22 protein-coding genes are annotated in these 19,837 nt (G+C 53.2%); 7 read left to right on the top strand and 15 right to left on the bottom strand.

The annotated features are described in order from the left end of the window. Position 1 precedes the first annotated feature (1 nt). The 11 genes from QLH52_RS02845 to nifE all read right to left on the bottom strand — a co-directional run bounded on the left by QLH52_RS02845 (position 2) and on the right by nifE (position 7,993). Positions 2-454 carry a hypothetical protein gene (locus tag QLH52_RS02845; RefSeq protein WP_319960473.1) on the bottom strand — a complete coding sequence of 151 codons (453 nt, stop codon included), beginning with the start codon at positions 452-454 and terminating at the stop codon, positions 2-4. A gap of 3 nt (positions 455-457) precedes the next feature. Beyond that, the gene (locus QLH52_RS02840) at positions 458-1,420 is read right to left on the bottom strand and encodes a DUF364 domain-containing protein (RefSeq protein ID WP_319960472.1); all 963 of its coding nucleotides are present in this window, start codon (positions 1,418-1,420) and stop codon (positions 458-460) included. A 9-nt stretch (positions 1,421-1,429) separates the two neighbouring features. Further along, on the bottom strand, positions 1,430-1,810 hold the full coding sequence (locus QLH52_RS02835) for a hypothetical protein (protein WP_171696453.1): 381 nt from the start codon (positions 1,808-1,810) through the stop codon (positions 1,430-1,432). After that, complete coding sequence (locus tag QLH52_RS02830) at positions 1,807-2,313, bottom strand: hypothetical protein (protein WP_319960471.1); 507 nt, start codon at positions 2,311-2,313, stop codon at positions 1,807-1,809. Before QLH52_RS02830 ends, QLH52_RS02835 begins: the two co-directional genes overlap by 4 nt. 3 nt (positions 2,314-2,316) lie before the next feature. Further along, a complete protein-coding gene (locus QLH52_RS02825; RefSeq protein ID WP_319960470.1) occupies positions 2,317-2,640 on the bottom strand; it encodes a (2Fe-2S) ferredoxin domain-containing protein in 324 nt (107 codons plus the stop codon). 616 nt (positions 2,641-3,256) lie between these two features. After that, on the bottom strand, positions 3,257-3,571 hold the full coding sequence (gene fdxB / locus QLH52_RS02820) for a ferredoxin III, nif-specific (RefSeq protein WP_319960469.1): 315 nt from the start codon (positions 3,569-3,571) through the stop codon (positions 3,257-3,259). A 9-nt stretch (positions 3,572-3,580) separates the two neighbouring features. Continuing rightward, a complete protein-coding gene (locus tag QLH52_RS02815; protein ID WP_020484884.1) occupies positions 3,581-3,796 on the bottom strand; it encodes a CCE_0567 family metalloprotein in 216 nt (71 codons plus the stop codon). An 8-nt stretch (positions 3,797-3,804) separates the two neighbouring features. After that, complete coding sequence (locus QLH52_RS02810; RefSeq protein ID WP_033157156.1) at positions 3,805-4,278, bottom strand: NifX-associated nitrogen fixation protein; 474 nt, start codon at positions 4,276-4,278, stop codon at positions 3,805-3,807. Positions 4,279-4,675: 397 nt separating this feature from the next. After that, a complete protein-coding gene (gene nifX, locus QLH52_RS02805; protein ID WP_319960468.1) occupies positions 4,676-5,107 on the bottom strand; it encodes a nitrogen fixation protein NifX in 432 nt (143 codons plus the stop codon). Between the two features lie 44 nt (positions 5,108-5,151). Next, complete coding sequence (nifN, locus tag QLH52_RS02800; RefSeq protein ID WP_319960467.1) at positions 5,152-6,549, bottom strand: nitrogenase iron-molybdenum cofactor biosynthesis protein NifN; 1,398 nt, start codon at positions 6,547-6,549, stop codon at positions 5,152-5,154. Between the two features lies 1 nt (position 6,550). Further along, the gene (gene nifE / locus QLH52_RS02795; protein ID WP_033157159.1) at positions 6,551-7,993 is read right to left on the bottom strand and encodes a nitrogenase iron-molybdenum cofactor biosynthesis protein NifE; all 1,443 of its coding nucleotides are present in this window, start codon (positions 7,991-7,993) and stop codon (positions 6,551-6,553) included. Between the two features lie 215 nt (positions 7,994-8,208). Here nifE and QLH52_RS02790 point away from each other — a divergent pair, with 215 nt between their 5' ends. Beyond that, positions 8,209-9,066, top strand: coding sequence for an ion transporter (locus tag QLH52_RS02790; protein WP_319960466.1), 858 nt, complete (start codon positions 8,209-8,211; stop codon positions 9,064-9,066). Between the two features lie 43 nt (positions 9,067-9,109). Continuing rightward, the gene (locus tag QLH52_RS02785) at positions 9,110-9,907 is read left to right on the top strand and encodes a hypothetical protein (RefSeq protein ID WP_319960465.1); all 798 of its coding nucleotides are present in this window, start codon (positions 9,110-9,112) and stop codon (positions 9,905-9,907) included. A 176-nt stretch (positions 9,908-10,083) separates the two neighbouring features. On the opposite strand, the gene QLH52_RS02780 is transcribed toward QLH52_RS02785, so the two are convergent. Together QLH52_RS02780 and QLH52_RS02775 are read right to left on the bottom strand one after the other, a co-directional pair. Continuing rightward, positions 10,084-10,209, bottom strand: coding sequence for a hypothetical protein (locus QLH52_RS02780; protein WP_415879986.1), 126 nt, complete (start codon positions 10,207-10,209; stop codon positions 10,084-10,086). Between the two features lie 8 nt (positions 10,210-10,217). Continuing rightward, positions 10,218-11,495, bottom strand: a complete 1,278-nt coding sequence (locus QLH52_RS02775) for an NAD(P)/FAD-dependent oxidoreductase (RefSeq protein WP_101051781.1) — start codon at positions 11,493-11,495, stop codon at positions 10,218-10,220. A 205-nt stretch (positions 11,496-11,700) separates the two neighbouring features. Between QLH52_RS02775 and msrB the strand changes: the two genes are divergently transcribed. From msrB to QLH52_RS02750, 5 genes are read left to right on the top strand one after another with little or no spacing between them, the layout of a single operon-like run. Next, a complete protein-coding gene (gene msrB / locus QLH52_RS02770) occupies positions 11,701-12,093 on the top strand; it encodes a peptide-methionine (R)-S-oxide reductase MsrB (protein WP_205453401.1) in 393 nt (130 codons plus the stop codon). Continuing rightward, on the top strand, positions 12,090-13,397 hold the full coding sequence (locus QLH52_RS02765) for a M18 family aminopeptidase (protein WP_101051783.1): 1,308 nt from the start codon (positions 12,090-12,092) through the stop codon (positions 13,395-13,397). Before msrB ends, QLH52_RS02765 begins: the two co-directional genes overlap by 4 nt. Positions 13,398-13,444: 47 nt before the next feature. Then, complete coding sequence (locus tag QLH52_RS02760) at positions 13,445-14,026, top strand: YfiR family protein (RefSeq protein ID WP_101051784.1); 582 nt, start codon at positions 13,445-13,447, stop codon at positions 14,024-14,026. Next, complete coding sequence (locus tag QLH52_RS02755) at positions 14,019-16,379, top strand: EAL domain-containing protein (RefSeq protein WP_319960464.1); 2,361 nt, start codon at positions 14,019-14,021, stop codon at positions 16,377-16,379. Before QLH52_RS02760 ends, QLH52_RS02755 begins: the two co-directional genes overlap by 8 nt. 8 nt (positions 16,380-16,387) lie before the next feature. Continuing rightward, a complete protein-coding gene (locus tag QLH52_RS02750) occupies positions 16,388-18,547 on the top strand; it encodes a TonB-dependent receptor plug domain-containing protein (protein WP_319960463.1) in 2,160 nt (719 codons plus the stop codon). Here the strand turns inward: QLH52_RS02750 and QLH52_RS02745 are convergent. After that, positions 18,544-18,966, bottom strand: coding sequence for a transcriptional regulator (locus QLH52_RS02745; RefSeq protein ID WP_205453398.1), 423 nt, complete (start codon positions 18,964-18,966; stop codon positions 18,544-18,546). The genes QLH52_RS02750 and QLH52_RS02745 overlap by 4 nt on opposite strands. 95 nt (positions 18,967-19,061) lie before the next feature. Then, on the bottom strand, positions 19,062-19,835 hold the full coding sequence (gene lpxA, locus QLH52_RS02740; protein ID WP_319960462.1) for an acyl-ACP--UDP-N-acetylglucosamine O-acyltransferase: 774 nt from the start codon (positions 19,833-19,835) through the stop codon (positions 19,062-19,064). Positions 19,836-19,837 lie beyond the last annotated feature (2 nt).

Here is a 19,837-nt window from a genome sequence, read left to right as displayed (position 1 = left end):
GTTAGCCCTCCATCATTTTGGTGTAAGCCCGGCGCAACAACTCCATTTCGGCTGGCGGCCGACCGCGTAACTCCGGCAAAGTGCGCATATGGCATCCCAGAGCCTGCATCAAGCGGTGCGGCGGGTCCAGCAACTTGAAACGCGCCATATACACCGTGACGGTGCCTTTTGGGGTATCGACGTATTCCTTAAAACCGGCTTCGGCATAGAGTAAGTCGTTATCAAACCCCAGCAGACGATTGATGGCGTTAACCAGCGTTGCCGGGTGCACGGTGATTTTTCCGTCGTTTACCGTCGCATCTTCATCGAAGGCAACCGACAGCGGCGGCAAGGACTGCGGAAAGCACACGCTACCGCCGGACTGCTGGGCAAACAAAGTTAAGGCACTAATATCGCCTTTGTACATCAATAACAATCGGTGGCTATTAAACGCCTCCGGCACTGCATTATTCATTGCTTAGCCAGGTGCACAATTGTCCCACAACGATTTAAAGCTGCTATCCAAGCGCGACAGCCGGCTGTTGATTTGGTCCAACAGCGAGTACTGCGGAAAACGCGCCTTATTGCCGTCGCGATACCATTGCTCCATCGCTTCGGTCAGTTGGGTTCTTTCGTTGAAACAATCGGCGATTTGCTGCTTCAACCAGCTAATACTGCTTTGCGGGGCCAGTTCCGCCACGCGGTAGCGTAAGCCGTTATTAAAGATCCGCACGCCGCCACCTTGCGCGGCGGTGTGATACAAGGCCGCTTGATCGACAATTTCCACCCCGGCCAGATAATCGATGCCAAACTCATGCAACTGCGGCAGCCACGGTACGGTGGGGCCCATCAACACGGTTTTGGCGTGACAGGATAGCTCCACCAAGCGCGGAAAGGTTTTATTCGGAATACTGCTGGCGGTCAAAAACACCCAGTCGGCTTGCGGCAATAAAAACTCGCACGCGGAATCCGGCAGATCGGCGGCGGACGGTTGTCGCTCCAAAATAGTTAAATGCATTTTGTCTTGATAGCGTTCGATGCCCGGATAACGGCCGATCACCACCACGTTTTTGCCATTCAGCTGCGGCAAAAAATGCTCGAACACCGCCAGATTGGCGTGTTCGTCGTGACTGTCCAACACCAGCGAATCCGGTAAAGGCCGAGCGTTGATGCAACTGTTGATAGCTGCCATGGCAACCGTGGCTTTATACGGTTCCCATTCGGTAATCCAGGCGGCTAAATCCGTCACCGGTTTGCCCACCAAGGTGCCCGACCACGGCAAGGTGCGCGTGTTCTGCCCCGGACTCATCGCCAAGCCGGCGGTCGCCCGGCCCTGACTTTGGCACACAGTCCAGACCAAACCGATCATCAGGTTGTCCACCACGGCATCGCTGCTGCAATAGTCCAGCAGCAGTTCGTACAAGCGTTTTGGGTTAGCCATTGCCCCCCCTTATTGCGGGATGTCTAGCAATTTTGCTTCGGTTTTGATGTTGTCTTGCTGGCCCCAGGCATTAATGGCCTCGACGAACCATTGTTTTTTGGTCGGGTGCGGCTGCACAACATCGTATTCGGCATAAAAACTGCCGTCGCCATGAAATTTAATCTGACCGATGCGCTGCTTACCGGCATTGTACCAATAACCCACCAGATCCTGGGTTTGGGTAAACGGGTCGGTGACTAAACTGAACTCGGCGCTATCGAATTTCGGCAAACTGAGTTCGGTTTGCAGCGGAAAGCCCAGCTTGACGATATTTTCTATAATGCGTTGACAGACTGTCTCGCCGAAAGCCCGCCGCGCCGAGACCTGCTCGGCAACCTGTTCGCTGGTCATGCGGCATCCTCCAGCACTGCATCCGCCAAATCCATAATCACCGAGGCGCCGGAACGGTCTTCCGGATCGAGCGCGCGCATCAACACCAGTATGGACTGGGCTTCCGCATCCAATTGCCGCCGCAGTTTGATAAAGGCCAGCGCTTTTAAACTGTAGAGATAAAACAGCGCGACTTCGCTGGCGTACATATCCCACTGCGCCAATTCCCGGCCCAGTTGCCGATAGTCGGCCGGAAAACCGCCCTGCCGAGCCGCTTCGTTTAGTGCCGCCATCACTTCAAGCTCGGCTTCCAGCAGACGGCCTTGGTAAAAATAGAACTTATACAAGGCAAAATAGGTTTGCAGACAAGTACCATCCAAGGCTTGCGCCTGTCTGAAATACTTTTCCGCCAAGGGCTTGTCGGCATGACTGGCGGCCACCGCCATCTGCAACAGCTTATTCACCTCTTCCGGCACATCCGGACTGAATAAAACCCGTTCTTCAAAAAAGCCGAGCTGACTCATGGTTTACCAAACCTCGGCTGGCGCGACCAAGGCGGCGACCGGCTCGCCACCCAACAAATGCTGATCGATGATGGTTTTGACGTCATCTTTGGTCACTTTGCCGTACATGACGCCTTCGGGATAGACCAGCACACTGGGTCCGAGCATGCAAGGCCCCATGCAACCGGTGTTGGTTAGGCCGATTTTCTCGAACAGATTCCGCACTTGAATTTGGTTCATGAACTCGTTCATCACCTCGGCACAGCCACTGGCAGTGCAGGAGCCGCGCGGATGGCCTTGCGGACGAGCTTGAGTACAGACGAATACGTGTTTATCGGGACGAGGCATAATGAGTATCCTTATTTTGGTTCGCTTTAAATGAGGTGTCGCTATCGCGACGGCGTATTTAATGTCGGTTCCCGCACCGACAAGCGGGCTACTTTTCTTTGTTTGGCCAAAGAAAAGTAGCCAAAAGAAAAGCCACCCGGATTTCGCCCTGATCCTGCGCTTCTCGTTTTTTGCAGGGGTTGGCGAAAGGGGCTTCCTGCCCCTTCGCCAACGAGCGGCATCCCTGCCGCTCCCCTCCGGGCGAATCCCGCAAAAAACTGCGATGCTCGGGGTCGAAATACGGGACCACACCCTTCCCCTGGAAAACAATCTTTCAATTCGAGAACAGCAATCCAATCCAGCTACACAGAGACGGTGTTCCCCCCCCTATGCCGCGCCGAGCACCGGAGCGTTTATCGAGAATTGCCCGAAGGGGCACCGCAGGGATGCGGTGCGTCGGCGGAGGGGCTGGGAAGCCCCTTCTGCCGACCCTCGATAAACGCTGCGGCGCGCAGGATCAAAGCGGCATCGGGGTGGCCTTTCTTTTGGTGACTTTTCTTTGGCCAAGCAAAGAAAAGTCACTCGGCTGTCGGTCCGAGAACCGACATTAAAAAGGCCGTCGCGCCAGCGACACAAGCTAAGCCGCCTTATGCTGATGCGTAAAACAATCCTTAGGACAAACCTTGGAGCACGCCTCGCAACCAATACAGTCAGCAGCATTTTTCAAGCTCATCACCATGCTGTTATCGTCATCGTCCTCAAAGTCGCCGTAATCGTCGCCAAAATCTTCGGCTGATAAGGCTTCGTCTTTTTCGACCAAATCAAATACGTCGCGCGGACAAACCTTGAAACAACGGCCGCAACCGATACAAGTACGCTGATTAATGTCGGTAACGTAAGACGGTATCCAAACGGTGCCGCCAAAGGTCACGCCGGTTACAAATTCGCTCATGATCGTCTCCTAAGCCGTTTCTTTGCTGGCAGCCAAGAACTTCTTGTTGGCATCATCCCAGGCTTTGCAGGCGTCGTAAGTGGCTTGCGCAATACCCATCAGTTCGCCATAGGCATCCGGCAATCTGTCTTCGATCAAATCGTGCAATACCGAGGCAGCCTCACTAGCAATACGCTTGGCTTTTTTTACGTCTTTTTCCAATACTTTCAGTTCTTCGTCGCTCATCGCACACCTCAAGCTTCGGCTACTTCTCTATAGGTTGTGATCAAACCCAGCGCTTTCTCAATGGTTGCATCGGTTTTGGCGGCCAAATCTTCCAGGCTGGGAAAACCAAAACGGTGCACGTCGCGCAAGACTTTATCGACGACTATCAATTTGCCGACCAATACCAAAGCCCGGCCGAAACCTTCGTGGGTGATGTTGATGACCGGTACCGCCATCAAGCCGCCTTTCTTCTCAATCAGCGAGGCAATGGAGTTGTAATAGGCTTTGACCCGCGCCAAAGTAATTTCGTCCGGATCGCCAATAATCGGAATCTCGCGTTTGCGTTCTTTAGTCATCACGAGTGGATCGATAATTTTCTCTTCCGACCAACCTTCGTAGGTGTCGTAGGTATCGAGTGCACGCAGTTGTTTGACCATCTCGACGACGATTTCCGAGTTCATGAACGGGTCGCCTGCTTCGACGACTAATGCGGGTTGGGCCATGGTGGTTCTCCTAATTTAATGTTTGATCAATTTGAATACATTTAATCGCGCTAGGCGCTAAATCCCGTATGCCGCGCCGAGCACCCGAGCTTTTATCGAGATCAGCCCGAAGGGGCAGCGCATGGATGCGTTGCGTTGGCGGAGGGGCTGGGAAGCCCCTTCTGCCGACCCTCGATAAACGCTTCGGCGCGCAGGGTCAAAGCGGCATTTCGGGTGTCGTTTCTTTTGGATACTTTTCTTTGGACAAGCAAAGAAAAGTATCTCGGTTGTCGGGCCGAGACCCGACTTCTAAACAACCCGTCGCGATAGCGACACAAAATCTCTTTTCGGTGTGGGCACAAAAACCGTGCCCACCCTAAGCATCTATTTACAGGCGTCCTCGCTCTCTAAGCACAATCTATTCATCCCACCCCTCCTCTTCCATCGCGTTAAACCGCTCCGGATTGGGGCCTTTGTGTAGGTTGATGGCTTTGGCCAACCAGCTGGATGGCCCAGCTTTCATTTCGGCTTGCAAATCCGCGATCAGATCCTTGACGGTGCTGCCTTCGTGGACTTTGACCGGCTGAATGCCTTGCGCGACGATTTGTTTCACTGCAGAGGCACCAATCGCCAGGCAATACACGGCCGCGCAGCCTTCCAGCAACTGAATCTTCACCGATAACTTGTCTTCGTTACCGTCCTGCGCGAGTTCGCCAAATTGCGCGGCTTCCATGAATTCGGACTGCTCCGGATCCACTGCGTACACAGCAAACGATTTGGCTGAGCCAAAATGCTGATCAACGTGCACCATGTCGGTAGTGGCAAATGCGACTTTAATAGCGGTTTCCATAGGCATCCTCTGTTCGTGGGTATGCAAAACGTGCATGCGGCGGGCTAATGACATGACGGCGAGCACGCTTGACGTTCGGATTCGGGTTTTTGCGCATACGGCGAGTAGTAAGGCTCGATCTCCTCGTGGGCAAAGTTGATTACCAAATTGGCTAAATCAAACAAGGTTTGCCGAGTGCCGCGATAGCCTATCCAGGTTTTCTGATAACCGCCGATGATGTCGTACAACGGAAAACCGATACGCAGAATCGGTATGCCCAAGCGTTCGGCGCTAGCCACGGCATGCGAGTTACCGATCAGCAATTGCGCCTTGCGTTCTTTAGCCATAACTTCCAAATCTTCCAGGTCGCCGATCTTGATGCTGTCCACCGGTGCCGTCGCCAGCACTGGTGTATTTCCGGCACAAATCGCGGTCACCACTTCCGCACCCATGCCTTGTACCAGATGAATCAAGGCGTTGAGTTGATCTGGGTCAGCAGCGATAGCCACCCGCAGTTGGCCGAGCATGAAGTGTGTATCCAACATCGCATCTTGCAATTGCGCGCGCTGCCGTTCAATCTTTTGCGGCACCGGCATTTCGCTGATGTCAGCTAGCGTAGTGATCAAGGCGTCGTTAGCCTGCAGGCCATAAAGATGATCAAAATAGAAACTGGGGACGCCGGTTTTTTCCTGCAACAACTCACCGGACTTGCGTAAGGACGCGCCGATTATCAAGCTGGCTTTAGCTTCACCCAAAGTCACCAACTCCGACACTGGCGTGCCGCCGATGGTGACCGGCGAAAAATCGTCGTCGGTCAGGCTGCCATCCAGCGAGTCGGACAAGTCCGGCACCAGCACGGGGCGTAAATTGAACTGTTCGATCAAATCGCGCAAAGCCTCCAGATCGCCGGGCGTCAGCATAGGGCTGACCAGACAATTGACTTGGCGCTGACGATTGCCCGGCTTGGTCCCTGCGGTTTCCGCGTCCGGCACCAGAGCTTTGATAATTTCGTAAATCGTCGCCGCATAGCCGGTTTCCACGCAGCCGGTGAAGTCGGGCGTGTTCACCGCGACCACGGCGACGTGAGCGTATTCCGGATAACGGTCGCGAAATTCGCGGACGTTACGGTGCACGTCACAGCCTTGAGTTTCCGCCAAACCGGTGGTCAGTACCGCAATCAAGGCCGGGTTGGATTTTTCGGCAATCGCTTTGATGCCTTCGATGACATTTTCGTCGGCACCCAACACGGAGCTGGCTTGATCCATGGCAGTGGTTTGCAGCGGAATCGGCTCTCGGAAATGCCGCACGAAAAACACCTTGGCAAACGCCGTGCAACCTTGCGAGCCGTGCAGCATCGGAATCGCCCGATCAAAGCCCAGGCAGGCCAAGGAACCGCCGGTCGGTTGACTGGCCTTTAGCGGATTGACCGACAGGGCTTTATTGCGTTTGACGATGTCGGCCATGCTATGCCGCCTGAGCCGCTAAAGGCTCTGCTGGCGCCTCGATAGTGGCCGATTTTTTCAGGCCTCCGGTGCGCCAGGGCGGTGTCGCCCGCACAGCTTCCCAAACCGGGCTTTCCAAAGTCAAAGCCAGTTGCCGGACCAGTTCCAGCATGCCTTGATAACCTTCGTAACCGAACTCGCGCTCTTGATTGATGTCCAGGAACGGAATCCGCGCTTTCAACGCGGTGTACATATTACGGCCGCCGGCGATCAGAATGTCGGCTTTGTAATCGGCAACGACTTTTAACAGCGCCTTCGGGCTGCCGTCTTCGATCATCAGCGTGTCTTCACCCATTAATTCACGAATCCGCGCTTTGTCTTCTTCGGTAGATTTCTTGGTGCCGGTAGCCACCACGACCATCCCCAAATCCTGCAGTGCCGAAATCACCGACCAACTTTTCACGCCGCCGGTAAACAACAATACCCGCTTGCCTTTTAGCCTTTCTCGCCAGGGCGCCAGTGCTTCGCGGATGCGGTTTTCCTCGCGCGCAATGATGGCTTCGGTGCGTTCGATTAAATCAGGATCGTTAATCACTCGGGCGAAATCGCGCAAAGCCTGGCTGGTATCGGTGATGCCGTAAAAACTGCCTTCGAACCACGGCGTGCCATAGCTTTGTTGTAGTTTGCGGGCGACGTTGACCATGGCTTTGGAGCACACCATCATATTGACTTCGGCTTTATGCATGGTTTGTACTTCGCGGAAGCGGGCGTCGCCGGACAAGGTACACAATACCCGCAAGCCCATTTCGTCGAGCAGCGGTAGCACGTGCCAAAACTCGCCGGCGATGTTGTATTCGCCCACCAGATTCACATCATGTACCTTGATACCGGGGCGCTCGGTGCCGGGTGGCAACGGATCAGGATCGCGGGTACCGATCACGTGATTGACCATCGCGTCGCCGGCGATGCGGTTACCCAGGTTTTTGGTGCCATAGAAGCCGGCGCAATCAATAGGTACGACCGGCACGCCCCAGCGTTCGGCGGCGGATTTGCAAGTCGCGTTGATGTCGTCGCCCACCAGAGCCGGTACGCAAGTGTTGTAGATAAACACCGCCGGCGGATTGTAGGTTTCGATGGCTTGTTTAATCGCATGAAACAGGCGTTTTTCGCTACGTCCCATCACCACGTCTTGTTCGGTCAAATCAGTGGTCATACCGATTCGGTACAATTCCGAGCCGGAAGAACGGGTGCCGCGGTTGTCCCAAGAGCTACCCGCGCAAGCGATAGGACCGTGGACGATATGGGCCACGTCGGCAATCGGCAACAACGCGATCTGGGCGCCATCGAAAGCGCAGCCGCCCGCCGCCGAGCCGGGTTTAGGTTTGGCGCAGCCGGACTTTTCCTTCTTGTTATGCTCGCAAGCCGGTTCGTCCAGCAGTTCCGCAATATCTTTGGTCGATTTCATAACACAACCTCACGTTTTTAATAATGCTTTTGCAACGGTTGTGCCAACTTATAAACGCTTGAATTTTCTATGCTTTGAGCCAAGCTCATTTGTAGCAAACCCGACAATCGACCGCTGGCGCCAAACAAAATATTGTCTGAGTTAGCCCGACCATCGGGGCGGATTTATACTTTGCCCGCCAAGCAGCACTCCCCTACCGTTCACCATCGAGAACCATGACCGCTAAGCCCAAACGCCAGCACCGCTACAATCAAGGCACGACACTTTCCGCGTGGCGCGAGGCGCTGAACCAAATTGTGTTTGGTTCGGAAACCGCCGCCGGGCGGCGCTTCGATATCGCCTTGATCGTGGCGATTTTGCTGAGCATCGTGGTAGTGATGCTGGACAGTGTGGCCGATTTTCAACAACGTTACGCGACGGCGCTGTTCTGGGCGGAATGGCTGTTTACCGGTTTGTTTACGTTGGAATACGTGTTGCGTCTGATTTGCGTACGGCGCCCTTGGCTGTATGCCCGCAGCTTTTTCGGGATTGTTGACTTGTTATCGATACTGCCGGCTTACCTGGGCTTACTGCTACCTGGCGCGGAATACATGCTGACTTTGCGGATTTTGCGGCTATTACGGATTTTCCGAGTGCTAAAGCTTTCCGAATATCTGGAAGAAGCCGACATTCTGGTGGTGGCTTTGGTTAATAGCGTACGAAAAATCACCGTGTTCTTATACGCGGTGCTGACCCTGGTCGTGGTGTTCGGCACCTTGATGTATGTCGTCGAAGGTCCGATCGCTGGCTTTACCAGTATTCCCAAAGCCGTGTACTGGGCCATTGTCACCATCACCACGGTCGGGTATGGTGACATCGCGCCGAAAACACCGTTCGGGCAGATGATCGCTTCTACCATTATGATCATGGGCTACGGCATTATCGCCGTGCCGACCGGCATTTATAGCGCCGAATTGCTCAACACCCGCAAAAACCAGAATCTGGATAACCGCGCCTGCCCGGATTGCGGCGCCGCCAGCCACGATTTCGACGCGGCGCATTGCAAGTATTGCGGGCATCGCTTGGACGAATAGTGGCTGCGCTATCCCTTAAACTACCTGTAACGCAACACAGCTAATGCTGGAAGAGTTTTGGCATTATTTGGGCGTGCGCACCGCCAGCCGCGAAGCGCGCTTATTGGGTTACGCTCGGGAAATGGCCGCTTTGCAAGTCAGGCACCGCCGCTGTCGCCAGGCTTGGCGACCGCATATCCAAGCCACTCAGCAGGCTTTGCTGAGTGCCGCACAATTGCTAGGCGATACGGGTGGCGCAGCCCTGATTATCGGCGGTGGCAGCGCACACGATCTACCCATCGCCGAGTTATTGCGGTATTTCGATCAGATAGTGTTGCTGGACATCGCCTTTACTTACCCAAGCCGACGCCTTGCCAAATATTGGTCAAACCGGGTGTTTTGTCATTCGCATGACGCCACCGGCATCGTGGACTGGCTGGCTCAGCATCGGCAAATCCCGCCAGCAGCGTTGGTGCGGAATCCTATAGCGCCCGAGTTAGCGGTCAAACCGCGTTGGGTCGCGTCGGTCAATTGCCTGACACAATTGCCTCTGCTTCCGCTGGACTGGTTGGCAAATACCGCCGCCGAGCCACGACAATTGGAAGCTTTCGGCCAGGCCTTGATGCTTGCCCACCTATATTGGCTGGATAGCTGGCAAACGCCGGTTTGTCTGATCACGGAAATTGCGGATCAACGCCATAGCCGCGCCGGCTTGCTTGATCGAACGGATTACCGGCCCGTTTTGAGTGACTATCTTCAAAATGCCGATCAATTGGCCTGTTGGGATTGGCTGGTCAATCCACCGGGTGAATTGCCGGAAGGGGGTTGGGAGTCGCGAACAGTAGCGGCCTATTTAAAGTAGACCGCTATGCTCTGTGCGAGGACTAAGTTTGATTAGGCCGAACAGAAAACAGCCGAATCGCCGTCTGGCAACGATCCGGCACTTTGACCCAAGCTATCAGAATGCACAGCCCGATTTAAACCCAAGCTTCTTCAAAATAATCGCTAGCGGTCAAAAACCACTGAACGACGCTTGCACTAAATTAGCCCCCACAAACGCGGTAAACCACAGCCCATTCGGCGAATGCCAGTGCGCCAGCGCAGCGCCAGACTGATCAGAACGAACGAGCCGGCAAACGCCATTACCAGACGATCAATAGACATATAGCCTGCTATTTCAAACGCACCACGCCGAGGAATTTCAAGATCATGCGTTCATAAAATGGTTCGCTGATGCCGTTTTTAATCTTGCGCATGAAGTATTTCTCAAAACCGATTTTGGCCAGATGCACCCATTTGCCATGGTTGGACCAAGTGGTATTTCGGGGCGGGATTTGCGGCACGGCCAAGAACGCCACGCCGGTGTCGCCCAAGTCCGCCAGGCACAAAGCGCTTAAACTCGGCATGTCCGACGGCTGTTTGCCGGCTAGTTCGTCGCGGATGTTGTGGGCGGTAGCCGTCACCATGGATTCGATCATGTAACCGGTTTTAGGGGTACCGGTCGGCACCGGGGTTTTCTCCACCGGCGGCAAGGCGATGCAGACCCCGACCGAGTAAATGTTTTTGTAGGTGGGATTACGTTGATGTTGATCTACGATCACGAATCCCCGCGGATTGGTCAAACCTTCCGCGCCGCAATGGCGCACCGCATCTACGCCGGTAAACGCCGGCAGCATCATGGAATGCTTGAACGGCACTTCATGTTTTTTCTTGTCGTTACCGTCTTCATCCACTTCGGTGACATACATCATGCCGGCTTCGATTTTGTCGACTTTAGCGTTGGTGATCCATTTAATGGTTTTGTCGCGCAGCGCACTTTCCAGCAAACCCTTGGTGTCGCCGACCCCGCCGAGGCCCAGGTGGCCGATATATGGCTCGGAGGTGACAAAAGTCATCGGCACTTTGTCGCGGATTTTGCGTTTACGCAGTTCGGTTTCCAGAATCATCAGATATTCGTAAGCCGGGCCGAAACAGGACGCTCCTTGCACCGCGCCAACCACAATTGGACCGGGATCGGCCATAAATTTGTCCCAATCCTCGGCAGCCAATGCAGCATGATCGACATGGCAGACCGACGAGGTATGCCCACCGTGCGGCCCCAAACCCGGTACTTCATCGAAGGCCAGGCGTGGACCAGTTGCGATAATCAAATAGTCGTATTCAACCGAAGAGCCATCCGCCAGATCAATTTTGTTGTTGGCCGGATCGACTTTGGTCGCGGCCTTTTGAATGAAGTTGATGCCTTTTTTCGCCATCACCGGCGCCAGCTCGATTTTCAAATCCTCCGGTTTGCGCCATTTCGGCGGCACCCAGGGATTGGACGGCACAAAGTGGAAAGTCGGCGAATCGGAAATCACCACGACTTCATGCGCATTCCCCACTGTTTCCTTCATTTCGTAAGCCATCGGCACACCGCCGATCCCCGCACCCAACACTACAATTCTTGCCATGACCTTCTCCTCGCTGCTGTTTAGATGAACACACTCTGCATATTAATTATTTTTATAGTGGTGTTATATGCTTCAAAACCTTACGGCTCAAGAACATTAGGACCTCCTGATGCAATGAACTGAAATATTCCCGGCTTTTGATTGCTTTTGATGCCGAGGTAGACTGGGTACAATGCCCACTAATTACAGCATGCGGAACACTACCATGACCGAGAAACACGATACTGAACAAGCCTGGCGCGAGAAGCTAACTCCCGAGCAATATCATGTCTGCCGGGAAAAAGGTACCGAGCCGCCCTTTACCGGCAAATATACCGATTGTGACGAAGCCGGCGTGTACCGCTGTGTCTGCTGCGGTCACGCCCTGTTTACTTCTGAACATAAATTCCATTCCGGCTGCGGCTGGCCCAGTTTTTGGAATCCGCTGAGCTCGGAAAGCCTGGATCAGCACCCCGATAACAGCCACGGCATGCGGCGAATTGAAGTGACCTGCCAGTCCTGTGGCGCTCACCTTGGCCATGTATTCGAAGACGGACCGCAACCAACAGGCCTGCGCTATTGCATTAATTCCGTGGCGCTGACACTGGAAAAATCATGATCTCCGCTCAGCAACAAGTGCAAGATTTGCTGGACTTCATCGACGCCAGCCCCAGCCCTTGGCATGCGGTTGCCAGCATAGAAGGACGATTGCAGGCGCATCAATTCCAACGCATCCAGGAAAGCGATGCATGGTCATTGGCTAGCGGCGGGCGCTACTATGTGATCAGAGACGATTCTTCAATTGCCGCATTCGTCATCGGTAAACAAGCCTTGGCGAAAACCGGCTTCAAAATACTTGGCGCCCATACCGATTCGCCGGGGCTGCGCGTCAAACCGCAGCCGCTGCTCGACTCGGACAATCTGTTGCGTTTGGCTGTTGAAGTATACGGTGGCCCGATTCTCGCTACGTTTACTGACCGTGATCTGAGTCTGGCAGGCCGTATTGCCTACCTGGATAAAAACGGCAACATTGCCAGCCGGCTGCTGCGCTTCGAAGAACCGTTGCTGCGTCTGCCGAATCTGGCGATTCATATGAACCGCGGCGTCAACGAAGACGGCCTGAAGCTAAAAAAACAAAGTGAGTTGCCACTCATTTTCTCGGCCAGTGTCGAGCAACAATTACCGGCCGACCGGTTTCGGCAATTGCTGGAACAAGCCGGCAACATTGCCGCCGAGCGAATTTTAAGTTGGGAGCTCAATGCCTACGACACCCAAAAAGGCACTCTGTGGGGTGACGGGCAGCTGTTTTATGCCGATAGCCAATTGGATAATTTAGCGTCTTGCCATGCCGGACTGACGGCTTTGCTGGATGCGCCGACACTGGATACCGACAGCACGTTGGTCTGTGCGTTTTTCGATCACGAGGAAATAGGCAGCGAAAGCTGCAAAGGCGCGGCCGGCAGTTTCCTGCCGGATGTGCTTGAGCGTATCGCCAATGCGGTAGGCAGTAACCCGGACGACTACCGGCGTTCGCTAGCTAATAGTTTTATGGTTAGCGCGGATATGGCGCATGCCTATCAACCCAACTTTCCCGGTGCCTACGAACCCGGCCACAAAGTTATCGTCAACCACGGGCCGGTCATCAAGGTAAATGTTAACCATCGTTATGCCTCCGAATGCATTTCAGAGGCGACTTTCATCCGCGTTTGCCAGCAAGCCGGCGTGCCTTATCAAAAATACGCGCATCACGGCGACCTACCTTGCGGCAGTACGATAGGCCCGATAGCGTCGGCGAAATTAGGCATCCGCAGTGTCGATGTCGGCTCCCCTATGTGGGCCATGCACAGCATTCGCGAAAGTGCCGGCGTACTCGACCATGCCTATATGATTCGGGCCTTGCGGGGATTTTTCAGCAACCGATAATTTTTCAACTATCCTTGCCTGATGATTTTATCCGGTAGGGAATAACCTTGGTTTCCGTCTTTTCCACTGATGACGCATTGTCGTTGCGGCGCGCTTTTGAGCTCGTAAAGTGGGTAATCCTATGTTGCGTTGTCAGTCAGCCGTCGTCGGCAGACGAACTGAACCTGGAATATAAGGTCAAGGCTGCCTATCTCTATAACTTCACCAAATTCATCACTTGGCCGGAAAAAGCCAGCCCCACCTTTAATATCTGTATCATCGGCCACGACCCTTTCGGCAGTCTGCTGAGCCCGCTGGAGAGCAAGACCGTTCAGGAAAAACCGATTCGCTTGTTCAAATTCGATGCGCCCAAACAGGCGAAAGATTGCGACATCGTCTATTTCGACAATCCCGAACAGCGGGCGGACCTTGCTTTACCCGGTGTATTACTGGTCGGATCGCTGAAAAAATCACTGACGGTCAGTAGTGAGCCGTTTTTTGCCGAATCCGGCGGCATGATCGGCTTTGCACTCGACGACGGCAAAGTCAAACTGCACCTTAACCTCAAGGCTTTGAAGCAAAGCGGTTTTAACGTCAGCGCCAAACTCATCGAAGTTGCCACGCTGGTGGAGGGGGGCGAGCATGAGTAGATTCTTCTCGCGGCTATCCATCAAAGGCAAATTGTTCAGCATCGCCATAACCTCCAGCCTATTTTCCATGCTGTTGGCCTTGGTGATTTTGGTAACGGTGAACGTCACCGAAGTAAAGCGCAAGGCCCAAAGCGACTTAATCGCCGTAGCCAGCCTGATCGCCAACCGAAGTGTGGCTGCAGTGATGTTCGACGACGCCAATTTGGCCAAGGAAAACTTGGTGTCCTTGAATAATCTCCCTGATTTGCGCAGCGCGTGCGTTTACACCAAAAGAGGTCAGCTGTTCACCTCGCTGGACAAGCAATCCGCCACCTGCCCGATCGTATCGCATGGCTTGCGTAATTATTTCGATAAACTCAACCTTTATGTTTATCAGCCCATGCGCCTGGATGACGAAATTGTCGGCGGAATTTTTCTATCCTCCGACCTCAGTGCGGCCTTCTGGCGAGAACTGCAATTTATCGGTGTGGTGCTGATTGTATTGTTTGTGGCTTTATCCATTACCTTTTTGCTGACTGCCCCCTTATTAAACCGGGTGGCGAAACCCATCGCCCAACTGGCTAAAACCGCGCAGAAAGTCAGCCAGGAACACGACTATTCCTTGCGCGCAGCCAAGCACAGCAATGATGAAATGGGCATTTTGGTCGATGCGTTCAACGGTATGCTGGATACCGTGGAGATTCAAAACAAAGCCTTGATTAGTGTCAAAAATAACTTCCAGGCCTTGTACGACAACAACCCGACCATGGTGTTTAACCTGGATATGCAAGGGCAAATCATCTCGGTAAACCGCTTCGGCGCCCGCCAGCTGGGTTTGAGCGTTGAAGAACTGCAAGGCTGCTCTATTTTCAACTTCGCCCATCCCGAAGATATAGGCAACTGCAACCAGTTCTTCCAAATCTGCCGTAATCATCCCGAACAAGTACATAAGCTGGAAAGCCGCATCATCTGCCGCAACGGCAACATCATCTGGGCCAGGGAAACCGCGCGTCTGGTGAAAGACGAAAACAATCGTTCGCACCTGTTGCTGGTTTGCGAAGACATTACCGAAACCCGACGCCTCTCGGAAAAAATCGCTTATCAGGCCAGCCACGACGAATTGACCGGCCTAGTCAACCGCCGCCAATTCGACATCCATATTCAAAACTTGGTGTTGGAGGCGCAAGCCAACGACAGCCATCACGTTTTGTGTTATTTGGATCTGGATCAATTCAAAATCGTCAACGATACCTGCGGCCATCTGGCGGGCGACGAGCTACTACGGCAACTCGGCGAAGTACTGCGCCAACAAGTACGCAGAATGGACATATTGGCTAGACTGGGCGGCGACGAGTTTGGCATCCTGATGTCGTATTGTTCTCTGGAACAAGCCATCATCACCGGCGAAAAGTTACGTAATGCGGTATGCGACTTCCAATTTGCCTGGGAAAATCGCAGTTTCAATATCGGCGTAAGTATTGGTATCGCCCCGATCAATCGCGCCTGCGGCAATGCTGTTGATGTATTGAAAGAAGCCGATGCCGCCTGTTATGCCGCCAAGGAAAAAGGCCGCAACCGAGTACATATATTCAGTCCGGACGACGAAGAACTCACGCTGCGCCAAGGCGAAATGCAATGGGTGGAAAAAATCCGCCTGGGAATCGAGCGAGACCGCTTCCAGCTGTTCGGTCAATTGATCGTACCCATAGCCGCTAATCGTGGTGGTCTGCATTTCGAGACCTTAATCCGCTACCGAGACGATCAAGATAAGGTGATTCCGCCCGGTGCTTTTCTACCTGCCGCAGAACGCTACAATATGGCTTCGCCTTTAGATCGTTGGGTGATCTCCCGTTTGTTCGAGCACTTGGCAACGACACCAGGCTTTCTGGACCGTCTGGAAATGTGTTCGGTCAATCTGTCCGGTTTGTCGCTGTCGGACCAAGCCATGCTGGGCTTTATCGACGAGCAATTCCGCAAATGGCAGATACCCACCCACAAGATTTGTTTCGAAATCACCGAAACGGCCGCCATTAGCAATCTTTCCTATGCCCGGCAATTTATCGATTCGCTGCGCCAAAAAGGCTGCTCGTTCTCCCTGGATGATTTTGGCAGTGGCCTATCGTCTTTCGCTTACCTAAAGAACCTACCGGTCGATTATTTAAAGATAGACGGGCTGTTTGTAAAAGACATACTGGATGATCGGGTGGATTTGACTATGGTTAAAGCGATCAATGAGGTGGCCCACGTGATGGGCAAAAAAACCATCGCCGAATTTGTGGAAAACCAGAGTATTTTCGATCTACTACAAACCTTGGGAGTGAATTACGCGCAAGGCTACGGTATTGCCAAGCCGGTACCCCTGCGGGAATTATGAGAAATCCTATGCTGAAAACAGTGAAGAAGCGGCTTTTCAAACACTCTCTAGTCCTTAGCCTCATTGGTCAGCAGGCCTATGCCGACCAAACCGTCAACGATTTTCTGGATTTATCGCCAGCGGAATTAGCTAATATCTCAGTGAGTATTGCCTCGGGTACCGCCAAATCGGTATCGCAATCGGCAGCGGTGACCACCGTTATCACCGCCGAGCAAATTGCCACGATGGGCGCTACCGATCTGCACGAGGTGCTGGAAACCGTACCTGGCATGCATGTTACGATCCAACCGGTGACTAACGACTATAGTTACACGATGCGCGGCATGCGCAATGAAACCAATGCCGAAGTCTTGCTGATGCTCAACGGCACACGTTTCTCCGTGCCCTACCAGGGTACGCATATGGCGGGAATGATTATTCCCGTCGAAAATATTCAACGTGTCGAGGTGATTCGCGGGCCGGGCTCCGCGCTATACGGGGCGGACGCCTTCGCGGGGGTGATTAATATCGTCACCAAAAAGGCCGCGGATATTGATGGTGTCACGGTCGGCGCACGCGGCGGCAATGCCGATACGAAAAGCACTTGGGGCCAATACGGCGGTAAATGGCAAGGCTGGGATGTGGCGGGTAGCCTGCAATATAGCCATAACGGGGTCGATCCCGAGCGAATCATCACTGCCGACGCGCAAACCCAAGTCGACCAAGCGTTGGGAACGAATATATCGCTCGCTCCCGGCCCCATGCAAACCCAAAACGAACGCTGGAACGGCCATCTCAGTTTACAGCGCAAACATTGGGATTTGGGATTTTGGGCTTTTAACGAAAGCGATTACGGGTTTCGCTCCGGCACATTCGGCGCCCTGGATAACAAAGGCAAGGGTAATGGCTCCAGCTATCTGGCTGATGTGCGTTATTCGACCGAGGATGATATAGAGAACTGGGAACTGCAAGCCCACGCCAGCTTTCTGCATACTGACGTCTCAGCCGATATATACGGTTTTCCAGCCGGTGCAATATTACCAATTGGCGCGGACGGCAACGTCACCGAGCAGTTGGCATCGACTAGGGGCTTGGTGCTATTTCCAGAGGGGCTACGCTTTGTCGCCGGTTTTAAAAATACTGTACCCAGTTTTGAGTTAACCAGTATTTACAAAGGCTTTTCCGATCATTTAATCCGCATGATCGCCGGCTTCCGCTATGAGGAGATGAACACTCAGGAAGCGCGCAATTACGGCGTAGGTGTTATCAACGGGTCCGGGCTATCGGCATTTCCCGCCATCAATGTTGCCGGCGGTTTACAAGACTTAACTGGAACCCCTCTCACATTCATTGACGACCATCATCGCGACATCTGGTCCGCGGCGATACAAGACGAATGGCAATTTGCCAAGGACTGGCACCTGACCACCGGTTTGCGCTTTGACCACTATTCCGACTTTGGCGGCACATTGAACCCCCGCGCTGCGTTGGTCTGGAACATCAATTCTGAATTGACTGCTAAATTGCTCTATGGACAAGCTTACAGAGCGCCAAGCTTCGTAGAACAATATCAGCAAAACAGTCCGCTTTTCCTTGGCAACCCGTCTTTGAGCCCGGAAACCATCTCAACTACCGAGCTGGCATTCGATTATCGTCCAACGAAAAATCTGAGAACCGCGTTGAATTTGTACCATTATGAGATCCGCGATTTGATTAGCGGCCCGATTTCCGGCGCCGGCACGCTAACCGAGCGTAACACGTCAGGTCAAGACGGCTATGGCAGCGAGTTTGAATGGGATTGGAAGTTTCACGCAGATTGGAATCTACGCGGCAACTACGCTTGGCAATTTGCACGCAGCGAAGCGACGCACACCCGGGTTAGCAATGTCCCCGAGCATCATGTTTACACCGCACTCGCCTGGAATTTTATGCCGAAATGGCAGATTCAAACCCAAATTAACTGGATAGGTCACCGCCTTAGCAGTCCGGAAGATACGCGAGTTTTAAAAGATTATGAAACGGTCGACCTAACTTTAAATGCGAAAAAACTGATGGGATATCTGGATCTGACGGCATCGGCTCGGAACCTGTTCGATAGCCACGGCAAAGAACCGGCTACCTCCAGTTATCCTTATAATTTGCCCATCGCCGGACAAACTTTTTATTTCGAGGCTGGTTTACACTTTTAGCTGCTTGCTTGCAGCGAATAATTCCGGTGGATGGCATCCAGAAGATAAGCAACGATCTTACGGCTCAACCAAGCCTCGCCGGTAGCGACTGCGTGGATCATTCTGTTGATATAGGCCGCCAGCGACTGACTATTCTGATAGCCCTTGGCGCCGGCCAACACGCAGTGCAGAATTTGCTCTTCATGCAAGTCATCGCCGATGATCACGATATTACTGGTCGGACTGGCCGCCAATAACAAGTTGGTATAGTCGGGCGTTTGGCTACCGCGCAACGCAAAATTCAGCAAAATGATGTTGGGTTGGAGCTGTTCGGCAGCATTAAGAGCTTGGATCTCATCCGAATAAAACGCAACATCCGCTTCCGCCATCAACATCAGTGGCTGGATTTGGTCGATGTTATCGATTACTTGTATTTTCATGATAAATCTTGCTGTCTGTTAGCTGACTGGCTTGCCACTTTGACCTCCGGAACTAATTTGTTAAATTCCTACGGCATTGCCCCTGACTATTGAATTCAGTTGGTAACATCGATAAATCCGTGTAATCCACGCTTGGAATCGACCGCCAGCCAACGCCTTAAGTATTGCAGCTCTTCGGTAGATTGCAATTCTTCGAGGCTTTTTTTATTTTTCAACAATCTGAACGCGGCGGAAAGCACTTTGTAATTCTCACCTACTATACCGGCTCGCCGTAAGCCCACTATGTTGAGCCGATAATGTTTCGCGGGCCGGCCACCTATCAGCATAAACGGGATCACGTCCATGTTGATCCCCGTAGTGCCTTGCACAATAGCATAAGCGCCGATCCGGCAAAATTGATGCACAACTACCGCCCCGCCCATAAACACGTTATGCCCCACCTCTACATGACCGCCAATCGCCACATTATTGGCAAAAATCGTTTTGTCACCAACCGCGCAATCATGGGCAACGTGGCTGTTGTTCATGAAATAGCAACCTGAACCGATCCTGGTAGCGCTGCCAGCTACTGTAGCCCTATGGGCGGTAAATCCTTCTCGAAATACGTTATTGTCCCCAATCTCTAGCCACGACTCGGTTTGCGCATCAAACCCCAAATCTTGAGGTAAGCCGCCTAGTACAGCGTGCGGGTGTAACACATTACCGTCGCCCATTTTGACATGCGCATGCACTACGGCATGCGCACCTATTCGACTATTCGCGCCAATTACCGCACCCGCCTCTATCACCGCAAACGGGCCAACGCTGACGTTTTCTCCAAACATGGCGCCGGTTTCGATAAAAGCGGTGGGATGAATCGATGCAGTCATGG

The organism is Methylomonas defluvii (assembly GCF_033949435.1).
GTDB lineage: Bacteria > Pseudomonadota > Gammaproteobacteria > Methylococcales > Methylomonadaceae > Methylomonas > Methylomonas defluvii.
The sequence above is the reverse complement of the archived record's forward strand: the minus strand, read 5'-3'. Positions and strand labels throughout refer to the sequence as shown.

Excerpts from the sequence above, each read along its gene's own strand:
- QLH52_RS02790 (WP_319960466.1), top strand. The coding sequence starts at position 8,209 with ATGACCGCTAAGCCCAAACGCCAGCACCGCTACAATCAAGGCACGACA.
- QLH52_RS02775 (WP_101051781.1), bottom strand. The coding sequence starts at position 11,495 with ATGGCAAGAATTGTAGTGTTGGGTGCGGGGATCGGCGGTGTGCCGATG.
- fdxB (WP_319960469.1), bottom strand. The coding sequence starts at position 3,571 with ATGAGCGAATTTGTAACCGGCGTGACCTTTGGCGGCACCGTTTGGATA.
- QLH52_RS02780 (WP_415879986.1), bottom strand. The coding sequence starts at position 10,209 with ATGTCTATTGATCGTCTGGTAATGGCGTTTGCCGGCTCGTTCGTTCTG.
- QLH52_RS02785 (WP_319960465.1), top strand. The coding sequence starts at position 9,110 with ATGCTGGAAGAGTTTTGGCATTATTTGGGCGTGCGCACCGCCAGCCGC.
- QLH52_RS02835 (WP_171696453.1), bottom strand. The coding sequence starts at position 1,810 with ATGACCAGCGAACAGGTTGCCGAGCAGGTCTCGGCGCGGCGGGCTTTC.
- QLH52_RS02845 (WP_319960473.1), bottom strand. The coding sequence starts at position 454 with ATGAATAATGCAGTGCCGGAGGCGTTTAATAGCCACCGATTGTTATTG.
- lpxA (WP_319960462.1), bottom strand. The coding sequence starts at position 19,835 with ATGACTGCATCGATTCATCCCACCGCTTTTATCGAAACCGGCGCCATG.
- QLH52_RS02755 (WP_319960464.1), top strand. The coding sequence starts at position 14,019 with ATGAGTAGATTCTTCTCGCGGCTATCCATCAAAGGCAAATTGTTCAGC.
- QLH52_RS02750 (WP_319960463.1), top strand. The coding sequence starts at position 16,388 with ATGCTGAAAACAGTGAAGAAGCGGCTTTTCAAACACTCTCTAGTCCTT.
- QLH52_RS02810 (WP_033157156.1), bottom strand. The coding sequence starts at position 4,278 with ATGGCCCAACCCGCATTAGTCGTCGAAGCAGGCGACCCGTTCATGAAC.
- msrB (WP_205453401.1), top strand. The coding sequence starts at position 11,701 with ATGACCGAGAAACACGATACTGAACAAGCCTGGCGCGAGAAGCTAACT.
- nifE (WP_033157159.1), bottom strand. The coding sequence starts at position 7,993 with ATGAAATCGACCAAAGATATTGCGGAACTGCTGGACGAACCGGCTTGC.
- QLH52_RS02825 (WP_319960470.1), bottom strand. The coding sequence starts at position 2,640 with ATGCCTCGTCCCGATAAACACGTATTCGTCTGTACTCAAGCTCGTCCG.
- nifN (WP_319960467.1), bottom strand. The coding sequence starts at position 6,549 with ATGGCCGACATCGTCAAACGCAATAAAGCCCTGTCGGTCAATCCGCTA.
- QLH52_RS02745 (WP_205453398.1), bottom strand. The coding sequence starts at position 18,966 with ATGAAAATACAAGTAATCGATAACATCGACCAAATCCAGCCACTGATG.
- QLH52_RS02815 (WP_020484884.1), bottom strand. The coding sequence starts at position 3,796 with ATGAGCGACGAAGAACTGAAAGTATTGGAAAAAGACGTAAAAAAAGCC.
- nifX (WP_319960468.1), bottom strand. The coding sequence starts at position 5,107 with ATGGAAACCGCTATTAAAGTCGCATTTGCCACTACCGACATGGTGCAC.
- QLH52_RS02765 (WP_101051783.1), top strand. The coding sequence starts at position 12,090 with ATGATCTCCGCTCAGCAACAAGTGCAAGATTTGCTGGACTTCATCGAC.
- QLH52_RS02840 (WP_319960472.1), bottom strand. The coding sequence starts at position 1,420 with ATGGCTAACCCAAAACGCTTGTACGAACTGCTGCTGGACTATTGCAGC.
- QLH52_RS02830 (WP_319960471.1), bottom strand. The coding sequence starts at position 2,313 with ATGAGTCAGCTCGGCTTTTTTGAAGAACGGGTTTTATTCAGTCCGGAT.